At 59.8% G+C, this 19,074-nt stretch carries 18 protein-coding genes and 1 pseudogene; 15 read left to right on the plus strand and 4 right to left on the minus strand.

Translation table 11 applies throughout. The features are described from left to right. Window positions 1-56: 56 nt before the first annotated feature. Window positions 57-1,184 (minus strand): YbdK family carboxylate-amine ligase, encoded by a 1,128-nt coding sequence (locus G3N95_RS25685; RefSeq protein WP_205972878.1) that lies wholly within the window; start codon window positions 1,182-1,184, stop codon window positions 57-59. Window positions 1,185-1,607: 423 nt separating this feature from the next. On the opposite strand from G3N95_RS25685, the gene G3N95_RS40900 reads away from it, so the two are divergent. The 6 genes and pseudogenes from G3N95_RS40900 (at window position 1,608) to G3N95_RS25710 (ending at window position 4,705) form a co-directional block, all read left to right on the plus strand. Further along, window positions 1,608-1,739 (plus strand): hypothetical protein, encoded by a 132-nt coding sequence (locus G3N95_RS40900; protein WP_277398035.1) that lies wholly within the window; start codon window positions 1,608-1,610, stop codon window positions 1,737-1,739. 159 nt (window positions 1,740-1,898) lie between these two features. Further along, complete coding sequence (locus G3N95_RS25690) at window positions 1,899-2,210, plus strand: DUF4148 domain-containing protein (RefSeq protein WP_205972879.1); 312 nt, start codon at window positions 1,899-1,901, stop codon at window positions 2,208-2,210. A gap of 289 nt (window positions 2,211-2,499) precedes the next feature. Further along, on the plus strand, window positions 2,500-2,796 hold the full coding sequence (locus G3N95_RS25695) for a hypothetical protein (RefSeq protein WP_205972880.1): 297 nt from the start codon (window positions 2,500-2,502) through the stop codon (window positions 2,794-2,796). Window positions 2,797-3,154: 358 nt separating this feature from the next. After that, window positions 3,155-3,268, plus strand: a pseudogene (locus tag G3N95_RS40640) (motility protein B); the annotation flags it as partial. Window positions 3,269-3,549: 281 nt separating this feature from the next. After that, window positions 3,550-3,864, plus strand: a complete 315-nt coding sequence (locus G3N95_RS25705) for a DUF4148 domain-containing protein (protein ID WP_205972882.1) — start codon at window positions 3,550-3,552, stop codon at window positions 3,862-3,864. A gap of 199 nt (window positions 3,865-4,063) precedes the next feature. Beyond that, window positions 4,064-4,705: an isochorismatase family cysteine hydrolase gene (locus G3N95_RS25710; RefSeq protein ID WP_205972904.1), complete on the plus strand. Its 642-nt coding sequence runs from the start codon at window positions 4,064-4,066 to the stop codon at window positions 4,703-4,705. A 154-nt stretch (window positions 4,706-4,859) separates the two neighbouring features. On the opposite strand, the gene G3N95_RS25715 is transcribed toward G3N95_RS25710, so the two are convergent. Continuing rightward, on the minus strand, window positions 4,860-5,357 hold the full coding sequence (locus G3N95_RS25715) for a DUF1993 domain-containing protein (RefSeq protein ID WP_205972883.1): 498 nt from the start codon (window positions 5,355-5,357) through the stop codon (window positions 4,860-4,862). Between the two features lie 104 nt (window positions 5,358-5,461). Here G3N95_RS25715 and G3N95_RS25720 point away from each other — a divergent pair, with 104 nt between their 5' ends. Next, complete coding sequence (locus G3N95_RS25720) at window positions 5,462-6,364, plus strand: LysR family transcriptional regulator (protein ID WP_277398036.1); 903 nt, start codon at window positions 5,462-5,464, stop codon at window positions 6,362-6,364. 81 nt (window positions 6,365-6,445) lie between these two features. On the opposite strand, the gene G3N95_RS25725 is transcribed toward G3N95_RS25720, so the two are convergent. After that, window positions 6,446-6,964: a helix-turn-helix domain-containing protein gene (locus G3N95_RS25725; RefSeq protein ID WP_205972905.1), complete on the minus strand. Its 519-nt coding sequence runs from the start codon at window positions 6,962-6,964 to the stop codon at window positions 6,446-6,448. Window positions 6,965-7,239: 275 nt separating this feature from the next. Here G3N95_RS25725 and G3N95_RS25730 point away from each other — a divergent pair, with 275 nt between their 5' ends. The 6 genes from G3N95_RS25730 to G3N95_RS25755 all read left to right on the plus strand — a co-directional run bounded on the left by G3N95_RS25730 (window position 7,240) and on the right by G3N95_RS25755 (window position 16,107). Further along, window positions 7,240-8,490: an efflux RND transporter periplasmic adaptor subunit gene (locus tag G3N95_RS25730; RefSeq protein WP_205972885.1), complete on the plus strand. Its 1,251-nt coding sequence runs from the start codon at window positions 7,240-7,242 to the stop codon at window positions 8,488-8,490. Beyond that, window positions 8,487-11,675: an efflux RND transporter permease subunit gene (locus tag G3N95_RS25735; RefSeq protein ID WP_205972886.1), complete on the plus strand. Its 3,189-nt coding sequence runs from the start codon at window positions 8,487-8,489 to the stop codon at window positions 11,673-11,675. Before G3N95_RS25730 ends, G3N95_RS25735 begins: the two co-directional genes overlap by 4 nt. Beyond that, window positions 11,672-13,150 (plus strand): efflux transporter outer membrane subunit, encoded by a 1,479-nt coding sequence (locus G3N95_RS25740; protein ID WP_205972887.1) that lies wholly within the window; start codon window positions 11,672-11,674, stop codon window positions 13,148-13,150. The genes G3N95_RS25735 and G3N95_RS25740 overlap by 4 nt, the downstream gene beginning before the upstream one ends. A gap of 127 nt (window positions 13,151-13,277) precedes the next feature. Further along, a complete protein-coding gene (locus G3N95_RS25745; RefSeq protein ID WP_205972888.1) occupies window positions 13,278-14,453 on the plus strand; it encodes an MFS transporter in 1,176 nt (391 codons plus the stop codon). Beyond that, the gene (locus tag G3N95_RS25750; RefSeq protein WP_346778403.1) at window positions 14,419-15,294 is read left to right on the plus strand and encodes an isocitrate lyase/phosphoenolpyruvate mutase family protein; all 876 of its coding nucleotides are present in this window, start codon (window positions 14,419-14,421) and stop codon (window positions 15,292-15,294) included. The genes G3N95_RS25745 and G3N95_RS25750 overlap by 35 nt, the downstream gene beginning before the upstream one ends. Before the next feature lie 72 nt (window positions 15,295-15,366). Next, entirely contained in the window at window positions 15,367-16,107 is a 741-nt protein-coding gene (locus G3N95_RS25755; RefSeq protein ID WP_205972889.1) for an SDR family oxidoreductase, read from the plus strand. A 320-nt stretch (window positions 16,108-16,427) separates the two neighbouring features. Here G3N95_RS25755 and G3N95_RS25760 read toward each other — a convergent pair whose 3' ends face one another. Further along, window positions 16,428-16,688 carry a hypothetical protein gene (locus G3N95_RS25760; protein WP_205972890.1) on the minus strand — a complete coding sequence of 87 codons (261 nt, stop codon included), beginning with the start codon at window positions 16,686-16,688 and terminating at the stop codon, window positions 16,428-16,430. A gap of 112 nt (window positions 16,689-16,800) precedes the next feature. Between G3N95_RS25760 and G3N95_RS41050 the strand changes: the two genes are divergently transcribed. Together G3N95_RS41050 and phoU are read left to right on the plus strand one after the other, a co-directional pair. After that, on the plus strand, window positions 16,801-17,424 hold the full coding sequence (locus G3N95_RS41050; protein WP_205972891.1) for an NUDIX domain-containing protein: 624 nt from the start codon (window positions 16,801-16,803) through the stop codon (window positions 17,422-17,424). A 683-nt stretch (window positions 17,425-18,107) separates the two neighbouring features. Beyond that, window positions 18,108-18,815, plus strand: coding sequence for a phosphate signaling complex protein PhoU (gene phoU, locus G3N95_RS25770; RefSeq protein ID WP_205972892.1), 708 nt, complete (start codon window positions 18,108-18,110; stop codon window positions 18,813-18,815). Window positions 18,816-19,074: the final 259 nt, after the last annotated feature.

Genomic DNA, 19,074 nt, shown 5'->3' on the forward strand with positions numbered 1-19,074 from the left:
AAAACGCTGCTGCGCACAGACATGAAAGGGCGTCGGCTATTGAACTGATTCACCCTCTAATTCGGCTTCTGCGCGCCACGCCAGATCTGACATAGCTGGCGCCCGACTTCATGCAACGAGTTGTGCCTGCTATAAATGCGACGCAACCAGGCGGCGTCGCTCAAGCCATCCGTCACAGTACTCCTGATCATATTCAGGCCTTCCTCCGCGCCCAGAGACCGCGAATGATCAGCGATTACCTCCAGCATCGCCAGAATCTGGTTTCGTATCGTATCGCGCTGCCCCGTCTCAGGGTTGACGCAGGTTCCGTCCAACCCGAACCGGCAGGCCATGAAGCGGTTCGTCCGATAGACCTCGTAATCCCGCTCGCTGAGACGCAGCGGTTTGTCCAACAGCAGGTGACGCGCAAGCGATTGAATATAAGCCGCTATGGCGGCCGCCCACTCGATGCGCAGCGGCGTATCCATGACGCGTACTTCGATCGTGCCGTAACCCGGACTTGGACGTATGTCCCAGTAGAAATCCTTCAGGCTGTTGACGAGACCCGTGTTCGCCATGCGGTCGAAATACTGCTCCAGGTCGGACCACTTCGTCACGAAAGGCGCGTGCCCGGACAAAGGAAACGGAGCCACAGAATTCAGCCGCGCGCACTGAAACTGCGTATCGCTCCCCTGCACATACGGCGAGGAAGCGGCCAGTGCGATGAAATGCGGCACGTAGCGCGAAAGCGAATGCAACAGAACGAGTGCGGAGTCCGGATCCGGACAACCCACGTGAACATGCTGCCCAAATATCGTGAACTGCTGGTAAAGCGCGCCATACAATTTCATCAGGTATTCCGAACGCTCACGGCCATCGGAACGCTGGTCGTACCAGTTCTGGAAAAAGTTGGTTCCGCCGCCACACACGCCGACGTTCAGAAAATCGGCCGCCCCGACCAGCGTATCGCGAAGCAACTGCAACTCGCCGCGTGCCTGATGGAAATCCCTGCACACACCCGTCGATAACTCGATCATGCCCTCGGTCGTCTCCGGCTTGATCGCGCCGACGAAGTCATGCTCTTTCACACCACTCAACAATTCCGTTGCCGCCTTCGTCAGGTTGTAGTCGTGCGTATTGACGATCTGAACCTCGAGTTCGACGCCAATCGTAAACGCATCTGATGAAGCGAATGGATCGAGCATACGTTGTCCTGTTTGCTGCATCGGTCGGATTAGAGTTGTTATAGGACCTGCGGATAGACATTACAAACGGCAAACGCGTCTATCCCTATCCAGCAACCCTGGACAGTTTTGAATCCGCGTGCAAAGCATTGGATTGCGGGTACTGCGGGAGCGATTTTTGCAACGTCGGAGTATCGCCGCGCCCATCTCACGTCGTGAACATCTGTTCGCGCTTTGTCGATCACTCGTCTCAGAGAGCTTCTGGCGGAGCGGCGAAATGGCGGGCAATTGACTTGCAGAGCACTGTTGCTGATTTATTCTGCGCCGGCGAGGAGACGACAATGATGTCGAAAGCTGAAGGCCTGCGGTTAGCGCTGGCGGTTATGCTAGCCATCGGCATTGCCGGATGCGGAGGTGGTGGCGATTCGGCCGGTCCGGATTCCGATGCCCTGGGTACATCGGCGCTTCGACTGGTGGGGCTACTCCAATCAATACGACCCGAACTACGCACTCAAGAGCGGCTTGCAGATGACGGTGCTCTACGCAATGGTGCAGCGTGTGACTGGCCGGCCGTAGCGCGACGGTCATTCGATGTGCCGTCGCCTGATTTTCTTCTCTTTGTACAGTGCGCCTTCTTGCCGTGACTGGACTCAGGCAAAATAAACGCGGAAGTCATGCGCGACCGGCGGCATCGCATCGCTCGCGTTGCGCCAATCTGACGCGTGGAGATGCGCTATGAAAAACCTCCCGAGAAACTGCTCGACGCTCGCTGCGTTGGCTCTTCTGCTGACTGGATGCGCCGCCGCCGGCACGCCACAGAGTGGGCCACATCTGAGCCCAACAGAGTGCCGTGACCTGGCCGCGCTTAGAAGCAACGCGCCTCCGACGAGGGCGCAACAGCAAAGCGAGCTTTCTGCCCTGAGGAAAGCGGGCTACAACCCGTCGCCATGGAACGACGACCCCAACTTCCCGGAAGATCTACACGCCGCGCAGCGTCTGGTGGACCATTGGTTCGAAACGGAGTGTCAGCACTCTCAACCCGGCTGAGAAGTTCAAGAGCCACTACGAACCCCTCATACCGCTCGACCGGGATGCCCGTCCTGCTCCGAAGTGCGAAGTATCGGCTTACCGAGCCAATGTTTCGATAAGCGCACTGGCGTTTGACGATCGCTTTACATAGACAGCATGGTTACTACACTTGGTTGTTGCGGTGGCGATCGGTCTTGTCGTGCTCATGGATTCTACTGAGCAATGATGAGACGGCGTGTGCCGTGGTCGCTTGTCGGGCGCCGGGCTGACATTGGCGCCAAATCTCGCGGAAGTGGGAGACGCAATCATGCAAACTGTTTTAAGACGATATTCCGGAAAAGGCGCGAAAGAACTATTCGATTTGCTGGATAAACATAGCGCTGAGGTCGAAGAATGGATGGGTGGCGTCAAAGGCCTGGTAACGTACACGCTCGTGCGCAGCGGCGATGGCGGATTCTCCGTGACCGTCTGTCGAGACAAGGCAGGTATCGATGAGAGCGTGCAAAGAGCGAAGGAGTGGATCGCGAAGAATGCGGGGGGCGTCGGAGCGGCCGCGCCGGAAGTGACGGAGGGTGCAGTCATTGCTCATTTGAACAGGTCTTAGGTCTGAGACTGACGACGCACGCGCCAGATGGCATAAGCGTGCGTCGCTCGATGCATAGACGGTGGGGTTCAAGCAACACGGGAAGAATTCCGATCAAGGCTGCCGTGTTATCGACCTGATTCCAACCACGAAGGTCGGGTGCCTGGTGCGAAGCCGACGCATACTTGTTATTCCCGAAACCCGGCTGTCCGATTTCCGAAGTACTTGCAGACTCAAAAGCGAAGTTTTAGCGCGCTCAAACTTGACGCAGCATCTTTAGCGTGAACAGTTGCCTTATAGGCCAGGATTTCCGATGCTGACGAACCGATAAAGAACACAAGAAACTCGACAAAAAACTCTGGTAGTTATCTGCGCGTGCGAGGCGCATCGTCTGGCGGCCATCGGCCGCGCCGACAACTTCCCGCTCGTTGCCGGCACCGACCCGGCGAGCCGTGCGCTCAACCGCCGCGTGACAATCGCTGTGCAGTATTGACGCTGATATGTGCCCCGGCACGAACGAACGGCCTTCCCTCGCGATGAGCATCGCCATCGAATGTCGATTTCTTCGGGCACGGCGGAATAACGGCCCATCAACCGCGTTATCTCCGGCAGCGTGACGACGGGAGTGTGATTCGCTGTTTGCTTCTGCTTGCACTCCGTGCCGGCGCTGACGATGTACGCTTTGACGGCTCCCCCGACACCGGCCAGAATGGATACCGGTCGCCCAGCCCGGAGCCGCTAGCGTTGCGCCAAACAGATGCGTGGAGATGCGCCATGGAATGCCTGTCGAAACACCGCACGACGCTTGCCATGTTGGCGCTCCTGCTGGCTGGATGTGCCGTCGCCACGGGCGGCGCGTCACAAAGCGGCCCTCACCTGAGTCCAACGGAGTGCCGTGACCTGGCCGCACTCAGAAGCAACGCGCCTCCGACAATGGCCCAACATCGCAGCGAGCTTGCGGCCCTCAGAAAAGCGGGCTACGACCCGTCGCCATGGTACGACCCATACTATCCAGAAGATCTGCAGGCCGCGCAGCGCCTGGTCGACTATTGGTTCAAAACGGAATGCCAGCCGTTTCAACCTGGGTGAGAAGCCCAGAAGCCACGGCGAACCCCTTAGACTTGGCACGTCGCTTTGACTATGGATGATCTCTGCGTTTGACATTCTGTGGCTGTGAGGGTGAACCGCGTATCGAAAGAAAAGGAGAATCGCAAATGGAAGCGACAGGATTGCCAGCGGCTATCAGGTGGAGACACGCGTGAATCCGGAAAACGCATCAGGTGGTGCAATGGCAACCAGCTCGATTCCCATTGACGGCGGGGACAGCGAACTCCGCAGCGCGTCCACCCGGCGCGTGGGTTCGCAGATTCCGCCAATCGTGCCGGCGCAAACCGCGCTCCTCGTCATGCACTATCAGACGGACATTCTCGGGCTCTTTCCATCGGTCGCACCGGCCCTGCTTGCCAATACACGCAAACTCTGCGATGCAGCGCGGACCCAAGGCGTCCGCGTTTATTTCGCCAATCTCCGCTTCAGTCCGGGCTATCCGGAAGTCAGCCCATTAAACAAGAATGGGCAAGGAATCAAGCAACTCGGTCTCTTCATCGACGATGAGACCTCGCCGGAGTTGGGCCGGCAGACTAGCGAACCGGTCATCGTTGCACACCGGGCCAGCGTGTTCTTCGGTACCGACTTGCAGGCACGACTTCTCGCACAAGGTATCCATGCGCTGATCATGGTCGGCATTGCATCGACCGGCGTCGTGCTGTCGTCGGTCGCGTATGCGAGTGACGCGGACTTTCGCCTGTACACCGTCAAGGATTGCTGCTACGACCCGGATCAGGTGGTACATGAACATCTGTTCTCCACCGCATTCGATTCGCGCACCACGGTGCTCTCGCTCGCTGACGCCTTGCTGCTGCTCGCCTAGACGTTCGACATCCGCTCCCAGGCAAACCCGGACCAGTCACGTACGGATGTAGTTGATTTTCTCCAGCAAGCGTCGGCCGTCAGCCTGATTGGTTAGCGGATGTACGACACGTCACTCGCCGCAGACGCAGTCGCTCGTCGCACTGCATCAGGCATCAAAAGGCATTGACCGGGCCAATGAAGTCCCGCTTCCCGACATCGACGCCATTCGTGCGCAAAATCGCATAAGCCATGGCTACATGAAAGTAGACGTTCGGAATCACGATCTGCAGCAGATAGTTTTCGCCCGTCAGCTTACCCGGCACCCAGGATACTTTCACGATCTGACTGGCTGCGTCGGCGTACCCGTCTGCCGCCACGCCTTCAGCAAACTCGATCGTCTTGCGGATACGAGCGCGCGCTTCATCGAGCGTTTGCTCAGTGTCTTCATGCCGCGGCGGTTGCTGCCCTGAAAGCCAGGCGGCTCCGCCCTTCAGATAGTCGCAAGCGCTCTGTATCTGGTATAGCAACCCGCCCATGTCGGGAGCGAGGCGGGTCGACAAAAGAACGGCAACCTCGAACTTCTTCGCGTTCGCATGGCGCTCCGCCTTGTCGAGATAGGTCTCCAGGGTTTTTACAGCTTGCACGCATTGCGCGATAGCCTGTGCATACATCGGAATCTCCTGAAACGTGTGTTGTCGTCGATTCATCTTCGACTTCCCATACAATACTGGGACCTGATTCCCCGCGAGCGAACGCGTTGGACCGACTAGAAGCCATGGAAATGTTGCTGACCGCCGTGGACAGGGGAAGCCTGTCGGCGGCGGCTCGCGAACTGAAGATCCCTGTCAGCACGCTCACTCGCAAGGTAGCCGATCTGGAGGAGTTGCTTGGCACCCGGTTGCTGATACGAACCACCCGCAAACTGACATTGACCGACGCGGGCATGTCATACGTCGCGTCGGCTCGACGCATTCTCGACCTTGTGCGTGAACAGGAGCACGAAGCCACGGGCGAGTTCGCGACAGCGAAAGGCGAGCTGGTCGTGACTGCGCCCGTACAGCTTGGTCGTCTGCATGTCTTGCCCGTCATCAATCAGTTCCTGGCGCAGTATCCGGACATCACCGTTCGGCTCCTTCTCTCCGATCGAAACATCGACCTCATCGATTCCCACGCCGATCTCGCCTTGCGGATCGGAGAGCTCGCCGACAGCAGCATGATCGCCACGCGCATCGGTTCATTGCGCCCGATCGTCTGCGCGAGTCCGACCTTTCTTGCCAACCATACGCCGCCCCGCGAACCCGACGATCTCGTGAAATATTCGTGCGTCGTCTTCAATAGCCCGTATCTGTCGCCGTGGCGTTTCCGCCTCCCAACGACGAGCAAGATCTATGTGCTCGGCGTGAAACCCCGGCTAGAGGTCACTTCACCCGACGCTGCGGTCAGCGCCGCCGTGGACAACGCAGGCATCACTTATGTGTTCGAGCACGATGCCGATGAAGCGCTCCGGAACGGGCAGCTAGAGATACTCCTGCCACAGTTCGAGATCGAACCCGTGCCCGTCCATCTGGTTCACGTGTCCAGAAATCTCATGCCCATCAAACTGCGGCATTTCATCGACTTTGCGGCGCCCAAACTCCGGCAATCGCTATCCAGATTCGGCAAGCAGAAACGGCACTAGCGCTTTTTCGCTTCGCTTCGCACACCGTCATGCCCCGACCGTGCCTGCGGCTGACCGGCTAAGGCCGGCAACCGGCAGCGCTCACGCATCCTCGCTCTGGTCACCGAGTACCCGATCGTTCCGGTTTTCGATGACGTCGCGCGTCGCCTTCGTTGCACCCGGACCGGCAGTAAATCGAACGTCCCGATACGTCAGCGCCTGTCCGCCTGTTGTGCGAACTTCCACGGCCTCCAGGGGACTTCCACTCGCATGCTCCACCAATGTGATCGGCGGCTTGCCATTCGGCCTTAGCCACCTGTCGCCCCATTGCATCAGCGCGACCAGCACCGGGTATAAGTCCGCCCCTTTCGACGTCAACCGGTAACCGAACGTGTTCGCGCGCTCTGCGAGCGGGAAGCGTTCGAGAATATCCAGTTCGATCAAACGTTCGAGCCTTGCCGTCAGCACATTGCGGGCGATGCCAAGCCCGCTCTGAAATTCGTCGAAGCGCCTGCTGCCTTGCGTGCACTCGCGGACGATCAGCAGCGTCCACCACTCGCCTACCTCATCGAGGGCGCGAGCGATCGAACAGTCCATTCCATCGAAGCGTTTTCTATACATGATGGAACGTATCGTAGCCCAGGTTTCGTCACGCAACTTACTCAGATTCCGGGGAACAGCTTCCCTGTTTCGGCCAGTAGTGTGACGCAACGGCGTTCCCTATAGTTGCGTCACGAAACTTAGCTGGCAGTCGGCCACGGGGAAGTCTCCCGGGATCGCGGCCTGATTCTGAAATACCGCGCTTTCTTCAGATGAGAAAGCAAAGATTGATCACTAATGGGCGAGCCGGGACATACGACACGGCCGCACAACCAGTTTCCTTATTTAGGAATGCCATGAATAACCGTATAGATCAGGCCGAGGTGGGCATCGCTACTCCAGCAAACCCCGCGACGTCCGGCTCCGTTCGATGGATCGGCAAAGGTGTTGCCGTCGCTGTGATCGTTGCCGTGGCGGCGACGGCGGCTCATATCCACTGGTCGGGTGCAACGCCCGTTGCCGCACCGCCGCCTCCTTCCGTTGCCGTCGGCGCGCCGTTGCAGCGCGATATCGAGGGCCGGCTCGGGTTCCTCGGCCAGTTCTCGGCCGTGAATCGTGTCGAATTGCGCGCCCAGGTCGGGGGCACGCTTACGCAGATCAACTTCAAGGACGGCGACATCGTGCATAAAGGCGATGTGCTCTTCGAGATCGATCCGGAACCCTATCAGATCAGGTTGAGCGAAGCGACGGCCGGCCTCGAATCCGCGAATGCCCGACTGGCTCTCGCCACGCGAGAGCTTGCCCGCGCGCAGGAACTGCAACGTTCGGAGGCGGGAACAGTCGAGAACGTCGATCAGAAGGTCGCCGAACAGCGCGCGGCTCAAGCGGCTGTCGACAACGCCAATGCTTTGGTCCGCGATGCCAGATTCGACCTGGATCGCTGCAAGATCACGGCACCGTTCACAGGGCGCATCGGCACACACCTCGTTTCAACGGGCAATCTGGTGGCAGGCAGCCGCGCCGGCAGCAGCCCGACTACGCTGCTCGCGACCATCGTTTCGCTGGACCCGATCTACCTGGATTTCGACATCAGCGAAAACGACTACGCCGCGTTCCAGCACTCTCGTGAAAACCAGAAAGGACCGTTGGCGGACACCGTGAGCATTTCGCCGACAGGCGACAGCGGATATGCGCGCACAGGCACACTCAACTTTATCGACAACACGCTCGACCGTTCGAGCGGCACCATCCACGCACGTGCAACGATTCCCAACAGCGACCTGTCGTTGACGCCAGGCGGCTTCGCACGCCTGCGGCTGGCAACGACTGCACCACGACCAGCATTGCTCGTCCCCGATGCCGCCGTACTCCAGGATCAAACCGATCACATGGTGTACGTCGTCGGAGAAGACAACGTGGCCACGCCTAGAAAGGTCGAGATCGGCGACCTTCGAGGCGCCCTGCGAGTCATTCGATCGGGACTTGCCCCGACCGACCGGATCGTAATCGACGGCATTCCGTCGGTCCGTCCCGGCTCGAAAATTTCCCCGCATGCAGGATCGATCCAGTTCTCGGCAGAGCACGGCGACGACGGAGCCAGATCATGAAACTGACTCACTTCTTTATCGAGCACCCGCGCTTTGCAGCGGTGCTGAACATATTCGCCGTGCTCATCGGTCTGGCAACCATGATGAAGCTGCCGGTTGCCCAATATCCGAATATCGTTCCCACCACCATTCAGATCACGACCTCGTATCCAGGTGCATCGGCCGATACCATTGCGCGCACGGTCGCAACGCCGCTCGAGCAGTCGATCAATGGCGTCGAGAACATGGATTACATTTCGAGCCAGTCGACCAGCAACGGTCAGTTGACGATCACCGTGATCTTCAAGGTCGGAACGGACCCGAATACCGCGCTTCTGCTGACACGCAGCCGCGTGGAGGACACGCTGTCGCGCCTGCCTGCCGAAGTGCAGTTGCAAGGCGTCCAGGTGAAAAAGACCATTCAGGCGCTGCTGCTCGGCGTTCATGTCTACTCGCCAGACGGTTCCCGTAGTCCCGAATACCTGTCGAACTACATGCTCAAGGTTCGCGATCAGATCGCGCGTTTGCCGGGCGTGTCTGACTTCCAGCTGTTCGGCGAGCGGCAGTACGCGATGCGCATCTGGATCGATCCGGACAAAGCATCCTCGTACAACATCAGCGCCAGCGAAATACTGGCCGCACTTCGTGCGCAGAATGCCGCCGTGTCGGCAGGGGTCCTCAATCAACCTCCTGTGTCGAACAGTGGCACAGGCGCCTACCAGATCAATATCGACGCGCTTGGCCGCCTCACGACGCCCGAACAGTTCGGCGACGTCATAGTCAAGTCCGATACGCAGGGACGCGTGACGCGCATTCGCGATATCGGTCGTGTCGAACTCGGCTCGGTGGACTATGGCTCCAAGGCGTACGCTGACCGATATGCAGCCACGCCGTGGTTCGTCATTGCCACACCCGATGCGAACGTGGTGCAGGTCGAGCACGACGTGTGGGCCAAAATGGCCGAACTGAAGAAGCGCTTCCCGCCCGGCGTCGACTACATCAAGATCTACGACCCGACTACGTTTGTTTCCCAGTCGATCGAAGAAGTCGCGAAAACCATCGGCATCGCCATTCTGCTCGTGGTCGGTGTGGTGTACCTGTTCCTGCAGAACTGGCGCGCCACGATCATCCCGGTCGTCGCGATCCCTGTGTCGCTGGTCGGCACGTTCACCATACTTTCGCTGTTCGGCGCGTCCATCAATAACCTTTCGCTGTTCGGACTGGTGCTCGCCGTCGGGATCGTCGTGGACGATGCCATCGTGGTGGTCGAGAACGTCGAACGGAACATGGCGCTCGGCATGTCGCCGAGAGAGGCCGCTCATCGAACGATGAACGAGGTCTCGACGGCCATCATTGCCATCGCGCTCACGTTGTGTGCGGTGTTCGGGCCCACTGCGTTGATGTCCGGCATTTCGGGGCTGTTCTTCAAGCAGTTCGCAATTACGATCGCCGCGTCCACCGTCATCTCATGCGTCGTCTCGCTGACGCTGAGTCCGGCCCTGTGTGCGGTACTGCTCAAGCCCCACGAGATGGAGAAATCGCACGGCGGAGCGACCGCGCTCGGCCGCGTTCATCACGCGGTCTTCGGCCGGTTTAATACCTTGTTTGAATGGCTGTCGTCCAGGTACGGAAAGATAACCGGCCGCGCTGTACGTGCTACGACCGTCATGCTGATCGTCTACGCCGGTCTGATTGGTGCAACTGCCTTGCAGATGTCGAAAATGCCCACCGGCTTCATTCCGGATCAGGACATCGGCTATCAGGCGGTGATCGCGTTCCTTCCTCCCGGCGCCAGCCTCGAGCGCACCGACAAGGTGATCCGCGAGATCAACGAGATCGTGCTCGAGACGCCCGGACTCAAAGGCGTGACCCACACGTCACCCGTGTCCGGCCTCGACGTCACGACGGGCACGATTGCGCCCAACGTGGGAACACTTTTCTACGGGCTGCCTTCGCTGTACGGCAAGCATGTTCCCGGCGTCAATGCAGCGTCGATGCTGGTCGAACTCCGTAAGCGCGTCGCGGGTGTCAAGGACGCGGTGGTCGTCGTGATCAATCCGCCGCCCGTGCAGGGGCTGGGTGCAGCGGGTGGCTTCAAGCTGATGCTGGAAGACCGCGGCGGACTCGGGCCGCAGGCACTCGCCGATGCAGCGCATGCACTCGTGGCGGCTGCCAACAAGGACACGGTATTCGGTGGCGTATTCACGCTCTACAACGCGGGCGCACCGTCTGTCTATGCGGACATCGACCGCCTCAAGGCGGAGAAGATCGGTCTCACGCCAACGGATGTGTTTTCCACCATGGACCTCTACCTTGGCTCGCAGTACGTGAATGACTTCAACTTCATGGGCCGCACGTATCAGGTACGCGTTCAGGGCGATGAAGCATTCCGGCGGACGCCCGAAGACATCGGACGGCTCAAGGTACGCAATTCGACGGGTGACATGGTGCCGATCAGCAGTGTGGCGACGTTCCGGAACACCACCCAGCCGTATCGCGTGCCGCGCTACAACATGTATCCCGCGGCGGAAATCATGGGCGCGGCCGGCCCCGGATACTCGTCAGGCGACGCCATTCAACACATGGAACAGCTCGCAGCGCAGGTTCTTCCGAACGGCATCGCGTACGAGTGGACCGACCTCGCTCACCAGCAAAAAGAGCAGACCATGTCTCCGCTCGTGATCTTTGCGGCTTCGGCACTGTTCGTGTTCCTCGTGCTCGCTGCGCAATATGAGAGCTGGAAGACACCGCTCGCAATCGTGCTGATCGTACCGATGTGCCTGCTCGCGGCGGCGATCGGTCTGAACATGCGAGGCATGCCGATCGACATCCTTGCGCAAATCGGCTTTGTGGTGCTCGTTGGACTTGCCGCCAAGAACGCGATTCTCATCGTCGAGTTCGCCAGACAGCGGCAGGAGGAAGACGGCGTCGATGCGGAGGACGCTGCCACCCATGCCGCTCATGTACGGTTGCGGCCCATCCTGATGACCTCGTTCGCGTTTATCGCGGGCGTAGCACCGCTCGCCATTGCCAGCGGCGCCGGCTCGGAAATGCGGCAATCGCTCGGCACGACGGTGTTCTTCGGCATGCTCGGTGTAACGATCTTCGGGCTCGCATTTACACCGGCGTTTTACGCGTTCGTTCGCAAGCTCGGCATCAAGCGTTCGCCTGCGTTGCGGAAACTCGATAGCGGAGAAGTGAAATGAACGGCTTCATATCCAGAACTTCGAAAGCGATCGTGGGTAGTCTGATCGTCAGCGCAATGCTTGCAGGCTGTGCCGTCGGGCCCGATTATGTTGCGCCCGACACGCAGATGGCACCGCTTCACAACGCCAAGGTCGTCGCCGACCGGCAAACGTCGTTGCCGGCACCGAACCTCGATAGCTGGTGGACGGGGTTCAATGATCCTGAGCTTGTCAAGGTAGTGCAACGGGCGCTGGATCAAAACCTCAGTCTTCAGGCGGCGATCGCTCGCGTCGCCCAGTCGCGCGCCGCGGCCCAGGCGGCTGGCGCCCGCCTGCTTCCGACAGTCGATGCCAACGCGTCGTATACGGCGGCACACCAGAGCGTGCAGAGTCCTCTTGGCACGATTGCGAGTGCGTTTCCCAATTACAGCCGCAACCAGAAGGAGTATGTCGCCGGTGCGACGGCGAGCTGGGAAATCGATCTGGCCGGCGGTCTGCGGCGCGCACACGCGGCGGCCACCGACGAAGAGCAGGCCGCCGAGGCCGCTCAGCTCGGCACGCGCGTGACGGTTGCTGCCGACGCCGCCGACGCCTATCTGCAAATCAGAGGGCTGCAGGCCGAATTGGCCGTCACCCAGGATCAGGTGGATACCGACGCGCGTCTGCTCGAACTCGTGAAAGCGCGCAAACAGGCCGGTGCATCCGACGAACGCGAGGTGGCGCAGGCTGAAGCCTTGTTGCGTCAGGCACGCGCCACCGTTCCGGGCTTACGCGTGTCGCTCGAAGCGCAATTGAACCGGCTCGACGTGCTGATGGGCGCACAGCCGGGGACCTATGCGGCAGAACTCGACACGAACGCGGGCGTCATTCCGGACGTGCCTGCCGTCGGAAGCGCGGATCAGCCCGTCGACATCCTGCGGCGCCGCCCGGACATCATTGCGGCCGAACGCCACCTCGCGGCTTCCAACGAAGCGATCGGCGTCGCACTTGCCGATTACTACCCGAAGATTTCGCTCGCCGGCGCACTGGGATTCGACAGCATCACAGCCAGTCACTTCCTGAGCGCGAAGTCGTTCCAGCCCGTCGGAACAGGTGCGCTGCAGTGGCGTCTGTTCGATTTCGGCAAGGTAGACGCCGAGGTCAAGCATGCGCGCGGGGCTTACGCGGAGGCATTGGCGCAGTATCGGGAGGCTGCCCTCAAAGCGACCGAGGACGTCGAAGACGCATTGATGACGCTTTCGCAAACGGAGATTCGCGCGCAGGAAATTCAACAGGAAGTCGACGCATTGACGAAGGCGCGAGACCTTTCGGAGAAAGCGTATCGCGCGGGTTCGATCACGCTCACCGATGTGCTCGACGCCGACCGGCAACTTCTCGAGTCACGCGGCGATCTCGATGCGACGAAGGCCGATGCTGCCCGCGCAGCAGTGAGAACGTTCCGCTCGCTGGGCGGCGGATGGGACGCCCCACATCAGCAGCTCGCGCAAACGAAGTGACGCCGGCGCACGACTTAACCGGTTTATGGGGAACAGCTTCCTGCTTTCGGCCCGTAGTGCGATGCAGTCGGCTTCCCTATAGTTTCGTCACGAGACTTAACTTGCAACCTTTTCTGGAGAAGTCGAGATGGATCGCCGTCTTCTAACACTCTCACTCGGTATGTTCGCGCTGGGCACCGATAGCTTTGTCTTCGCGGGCATCCTGCCTGAAATCGCGCACTCGTTTGGCGTCAGCATCGGCGCCGCCGGCCAGCTGATCAGCGTCTACGCGCTGAGCTATGCCTTGCTGGGTCCGACCGTCGCAGCGTTTGCTGCGAACGTTCCGCGCAAGCGTCTGCTGCTCAGCGGCATCGGCTTGTTTGTCATCGCCAATCTCGGCACCATCGTGGCGCCGAATCTTGGCATCGCCCTGGCCACGCGAGCTTTCGCGGGTCTTGGTGCGGCCATGTTCTCGCCGACTGCCAGCGGAACGGGCGCGTCGCTGGTGCCGCCGGAGCGTCGCGGGTACGCGTTGTCCATCATCGTGGCGGGATTGACGACGGCTACCGCGCTGGGTTCACCCATCGGTGCCGTGATTGGCGGGCTCGCAAGCTGGCACTGGACGCTGGTTCTCGTTGCCGCACTCGGTGCAGCCGCGTTCGCCGGCATTCTCGCGTTCCTGCGTGAGGTGCCGTTGCCGCCCGCCATCTCGCTCCGCGAACGCCTGTCTCCCCTCACGGATTCTCGCGTCGGACTCACGCTCACGACCACGGTGCTTGCGCAGATCGGCACGTTCATTATCTTCAGCTACTTCTCCGTCGTATTCGATCGTGCGATCGGCCACAGCGCTCCCGTGCTGGGTGGATTACTCGTCCTATGGGGACTGGCAGGAACCTTTTCGAATCTGCTGACAGGTCGAATCCTCGACAAGATCGGTTCACACCAAGTCGTTCTGATCAAGCTCACCATCGTCGCGATCGTGATCCTCACCATGCCGATCACCGGCGCACACCTCTGGAGTGCAGCGATCGCGGTGACGATCTGGGGAGCCTGTGCGTGGGGTGTGCTGGTGCCGCAACAGTTCCGTCTCGCGAGCCTGAATCCGCCGATGACGGCCGTGCTGGTCGGTCTCAACACTTCAGCGACTTATGTGGGTGTGTCCATTGCCGGCGCTCTTGGCGCCGCTGTGATCCCCGTCATCGGCAGCCATAACCTGGGCTACCTCTCCAGCATTCCCGTGGTCATCGCGATTCTTGTCTCCGGGCTCGCGACGCGCCGCATCGCATCGTTTGCAAAAACAGCAAAAGGCGCCGTGGCGGCTTGAGTTTCAATCTCTATTCGAGGAAACAGCTATGTCTAATGCACGCACGTTCCGTCAGTTGCACGACAATTCGGTCCCGCTTCGCTTGCCGAATGTCTGGGATGCCGGTAGCGCACGCCTCGTCGAGGCGTTGGGTGCATCCGCGATCGCCACGACAAGCGCAGGCTTTGCGTGGGCGTTGGGCTATCCGGACGGCCGCATACTCCCGTTCGATGAGGTCGTTGCTTCTGTTCGCCGTATCGTCCGCGTGCTGAACGTGCCGTTGTCGGTCGATATCGAGAACGGCTATTCCGACGACCCAAAGACGGTTGCGGACCATGTCACGCGCTTACTGGATCTCGGCATCGCAGGCATCAATATCGAAGACGGCCCAGACCCGGCATCGCTTCTCGCCTCGAAGATCGATGCGATCAAGAATGCCCTTGTGAAGTCAGGTTCGGATCTCTTCATCAACGCACGCTCCGACGTCTTTCTTGCGGGTCTCGCGGAAAAATCGAAGCAGCCGGAAGAGTCGATTGCTCGCGGCAATCTTTATTCGTCAGCCGGTGCGGACGGTCTGTTTCTTCCGGCCCTCGTGCAGTCATCCGATATCGAAACGATTGTCCGCGCAATCCGATTGCCTCTTAACGTCATGGCAGTACCAGGGCTCGCCGACGCCGCGACACTCGGAAAGCTGGGCGTGCGGCGGTTAAGCGCGGGTAGCGGCATCTCGCAAGTCGTGCTCGGCAAGGCGAAGGCCATCGCACAAGATTTTCTGAAAGGTGGTCATTCTGAAGCGCTCGATAGCAATCCCTTGCCCTATTCCGAGTTGCAGAACCTTTTCACCAGACCGTCGAATCCGTGAGCGGCAGACGGCTCGTATATGCATCCATGTCCTCTCACACTATTTTCCACTACCTGACATACAACGGAGTTTTTGATGACACTTACAGGCAAACGCGCTCTCGTCACCGGGGCGAGTCGGGGTATCGGGGCTGCGATCGCGAAGGCTTTGGCGGCTGCCGGCGCAGACGTGGCGATCACCTATGAAAAATCAGCTGAGCAGGCTGCCGGCGTTGTGGAGGCGATCGAAGCGGAAGGCCGGCGCAGTATCGCAATTCAGGCCGATAGCGCCAATACATCGGCCGTTCAGGAATCCGTACAGAAGACTGTCGACGCATTGGGCGGGCTCGATATCCTGGTGAACAATGCCGGCATTCTCCGGATGGGCGATGTAAAGGATATTTCCATCGAAGACATCGATGCGACGCTTAACGTCAATGTGCGTGCGCCGATCGTGGCCGCAAAAGCCGCAATCCCTCATCTGGGGCAAGGAGGGCGAATTATTTCGATCGGCAGTTACTTTGCCGATCGCGTCCCAGCCTCGATGCTCGGTGTATATGCCGGCTCCAAGTCCGCTCTCGTTGCGTTCACTCAGGGGCTGGCGAGAGAACTCGGGCCACGAGGAATCACGGCAAATCTCGTTCAGCCTGGCTCCATCAATACAGATATGAACCCGGTCGAAGGTCCGTTCGCGTCGACGCTGAAATCGCTGACGGCGACAGGCGATTACGGCAAAGGCGAAGACATTGCGCAAGCAGTGGTGTTCCTCGCGAGCGCCAACGCCAGCTACGTCACGGGCGCCACGCTCACCGTCGACGGTGGCGCCAACGCTTAAGGGTCAACGCAGGCCTCTGAGTGGGCAGCATGTGCGCGAGCTGGGCCTCGTATTCGAAAGCGCCTGCCGCGCACGCGTACGAGAGGCCCGGCCTGACGGTCGCATAAGGTCTTTCGCTTCGCCGTAAAAACTCCGCGTTGTCCCGACCGCTGCATCGCATCGAGGGCTGCCTGGCGCGATGCAGCGATCGTTCACAGGCGAGTCTTAGGGGCTACTTTCGGCTCAACTGCTGCCCGATGCGGTCGGCGGTGGTCGGACCCAAGCGGCCCGCTTCGCTGGCACGTCCTCAGCTAGCCCCGCAGACACGGCGTCTTGCATGATCAGCCAAACAGATCGTCCACGATCGTGCGAGCTGCACTGTATCCGCCCGTCAGCGCGTCATCCTTGCTAGCGAATGCCCGGCCCGCGGCATCGCCAAGCCGCAGCGGCGAAAACCTCGACACCGATGTGCCTGACTCACATATCCGGACAATGGCGACATAGCCCGGGTTGCTAACGCGCGCACGCGCCTGGTGCGACTGGAAGTCGGACTCGACAGCAACACGCAGCGTGAAGCCGTTGTATTCAAAGGTTTGTGTCATGGGGCACCTCTTACCTCTCGCAGGCACGCGCGTTTGCCGCGTCACCAGCCTGCGTATCAACGCCAAAACCGCAATTGTGACATTTTTATGACATATGGTTCAATGTGACGTCATGCCGCCGCACAGTGACTACGTCCGCGCGCGACAAACGGCGGCCCCGGGCCAGTCGCCTGTCTTCGATCGCCGACGCGAGCGGCATGCGAACTGCTGGCTGCCAAAACGTCGGGAGGCGTTGGCCAGGCAGCCGGGCGATGGATTCTCACCGTGCCCTGACGGCAGCAGATACGTTGAAGCGCGGAAAATAACTGGCAGAGAGTGCACGAAAAACAGGGCTACAGTACTGTGCGTCCGGGACGGCGCCATTCTGCTCGTCGCACGTGAGCGCGCGCGGTGGGCACTGCCGGGCGGCAGGATAAAGCGCGCCGAACCACCCGAAGCAGCCGCCAGCCGCGAGCTTGCGGAAGAGACCGGACTAGTCGTCTTGCAAATGAGTTATTACTTCCAGTTCCAGGGATTCAGCACGTTGCATCATGTGTTCGTCGCCGACCCGCCGGCGGGTGCCGTGCCGGAACCGCTGAACGAGATCGCTCGTTGCCGCTGGTTCGCGCCTTCCAAGATTGCGTCGCTGTCTGCCAGCGTCCCGACCCGGGGAATTGTCGAACTGTTTGTTCGACGCGTAACGACGCTGGCAAAAGCTGCAGGCAGTGGCGACGTCGACGAAACCATCGAGTGCTAAAGCCTGCCCGTCGCATCGCACCGGACGCGATCTGCCCCCCGAACGAAGCACACGTGACACCAGTCGACTCACCAAATGCTATCGATGTCGAAGCTCGTGCGCGGCATAAATGACCGCGAATACGCCCACGAGCACGGCTGCTACCGCCAGTGGTTCGTCGAACCGGCCGGCAGTCAGTGACAACTTCGCAACGCACCAGAGCCCCACTCCTATGAGCGTGACGACCAGACCAAAGGCGAGGCCCCAAGCCGGTCCCGCGTTGCGGGCACCGAGTCTGTGAGAAAGCTTCATCATTATTCTCCCTGCGCCGCTTCCATCAACTCCAACCCGTGCCCCGACAATCCTTGTCATCGTGATGGCGGCCCATCGCGCCGGATGACGTGTTCGGCAACCGTACGGCAAGCCAGCCAACCTCACAACCCGAGGTACGTGTCAATTCTCGCAACCGCTGTATCTCCTGCCACGGGAACGTCACACGAAAAGCGCCTCATACCAACAAGGGGCAGATCAGGGAAATACCACGCGCAACGGATACGAGCGGCGCAATCCGTTGCGCGATGCAGCTATTGATTACGATAATACCGTATATACGGTTTAGTCAAAAAAGACGTAATTAGGCCACGATGGGTCGGGCGACACGTCCGTAGGGATTGCGCGTTTTACCACCAGGCAACGGAGGAAAAATGACTGATAAACACCTCTCCAGCCAGTTTGACACTGCGCTGAATCTGCTCTCGACCCAACTGTTCGAGATGGGCGGCCTGGTCGAATCGCAGATATCGTCGGTACTGTCTCTGCTGAGTTCATTTGATGAGACCGTAGTGTTCTACGTGCGCGACTCCGAGAAGCGGCTCAATCAGATGGAAGTCGCAATTGATGACGAGGTCAATAACATCATCGCTCGACGGCAACCGACGGCTCGCGATCTGCGGTTACTGATGGCCACGTCCAAATGCGTGACGAATCTGGAGCGTGCCGGTGACGAAGCCTGGAAGATCGCGAAACGCCTGCAACGAATCGAAGAGGCCGGCGTGACGACTGCAATGCAGGTCGCGGAATTGAGAAGCTCCGGCGAAATGGCCCTCACGATCCTGCATCGTGCACTCGATGCCTTCGCGAGGATGGACGTCCTGGCTGCCGCGCAGATCATGCGTGACGATCTGGCAATCGACAACGAATTTCGCCTTTTTGTGCAGCGGCTCGTCGCCGATATGAACGCTGCGCCGGGGACAATCTCGCCGTGCCTCGACTATCTCTTCGTCGCGAAGGCCATTGAGCGTATCGGCGACCATGCGACCAACATCGCCGAATTTGTGATTTATATCGTCAAGGGTCGGGACGTTCGTCATCTTCCGCTGGATCGACTGGAAGAAGAGATCCTGCGAAGCTGAACGTCAACGCCCGCACAATACTTGCCCTAAGCATTCGCGACGGAGCAGCGTCGCAAGATACCAACAGATGGCTCCAGTCCATACAACATGCCCGATCGCCTGTGCCTGAAGGGCTGGCGAAAGATGGCTAACGCCCTAATGCCGTTCAGTTAAGCGACTGAACGGCATTTTGTTTTTGGCGCAAACCGGTTGTAAACGGGACGCGGCGATGTTAACTTTCATCGCCATGCTGGTCGATGATCTGCGCCTGCTTGTTGAA

The organism is Paraburkholderia sp. Tr-20389, assembly GCF_017104565.1.
In the GTDB taxonomy this organism is placed as follows: domain Bacteria; phylum Pseudomonadota; class Gammaproteobacteria; order Burkholderiales; family Burkholderiaceae; genus Paraburkholderia.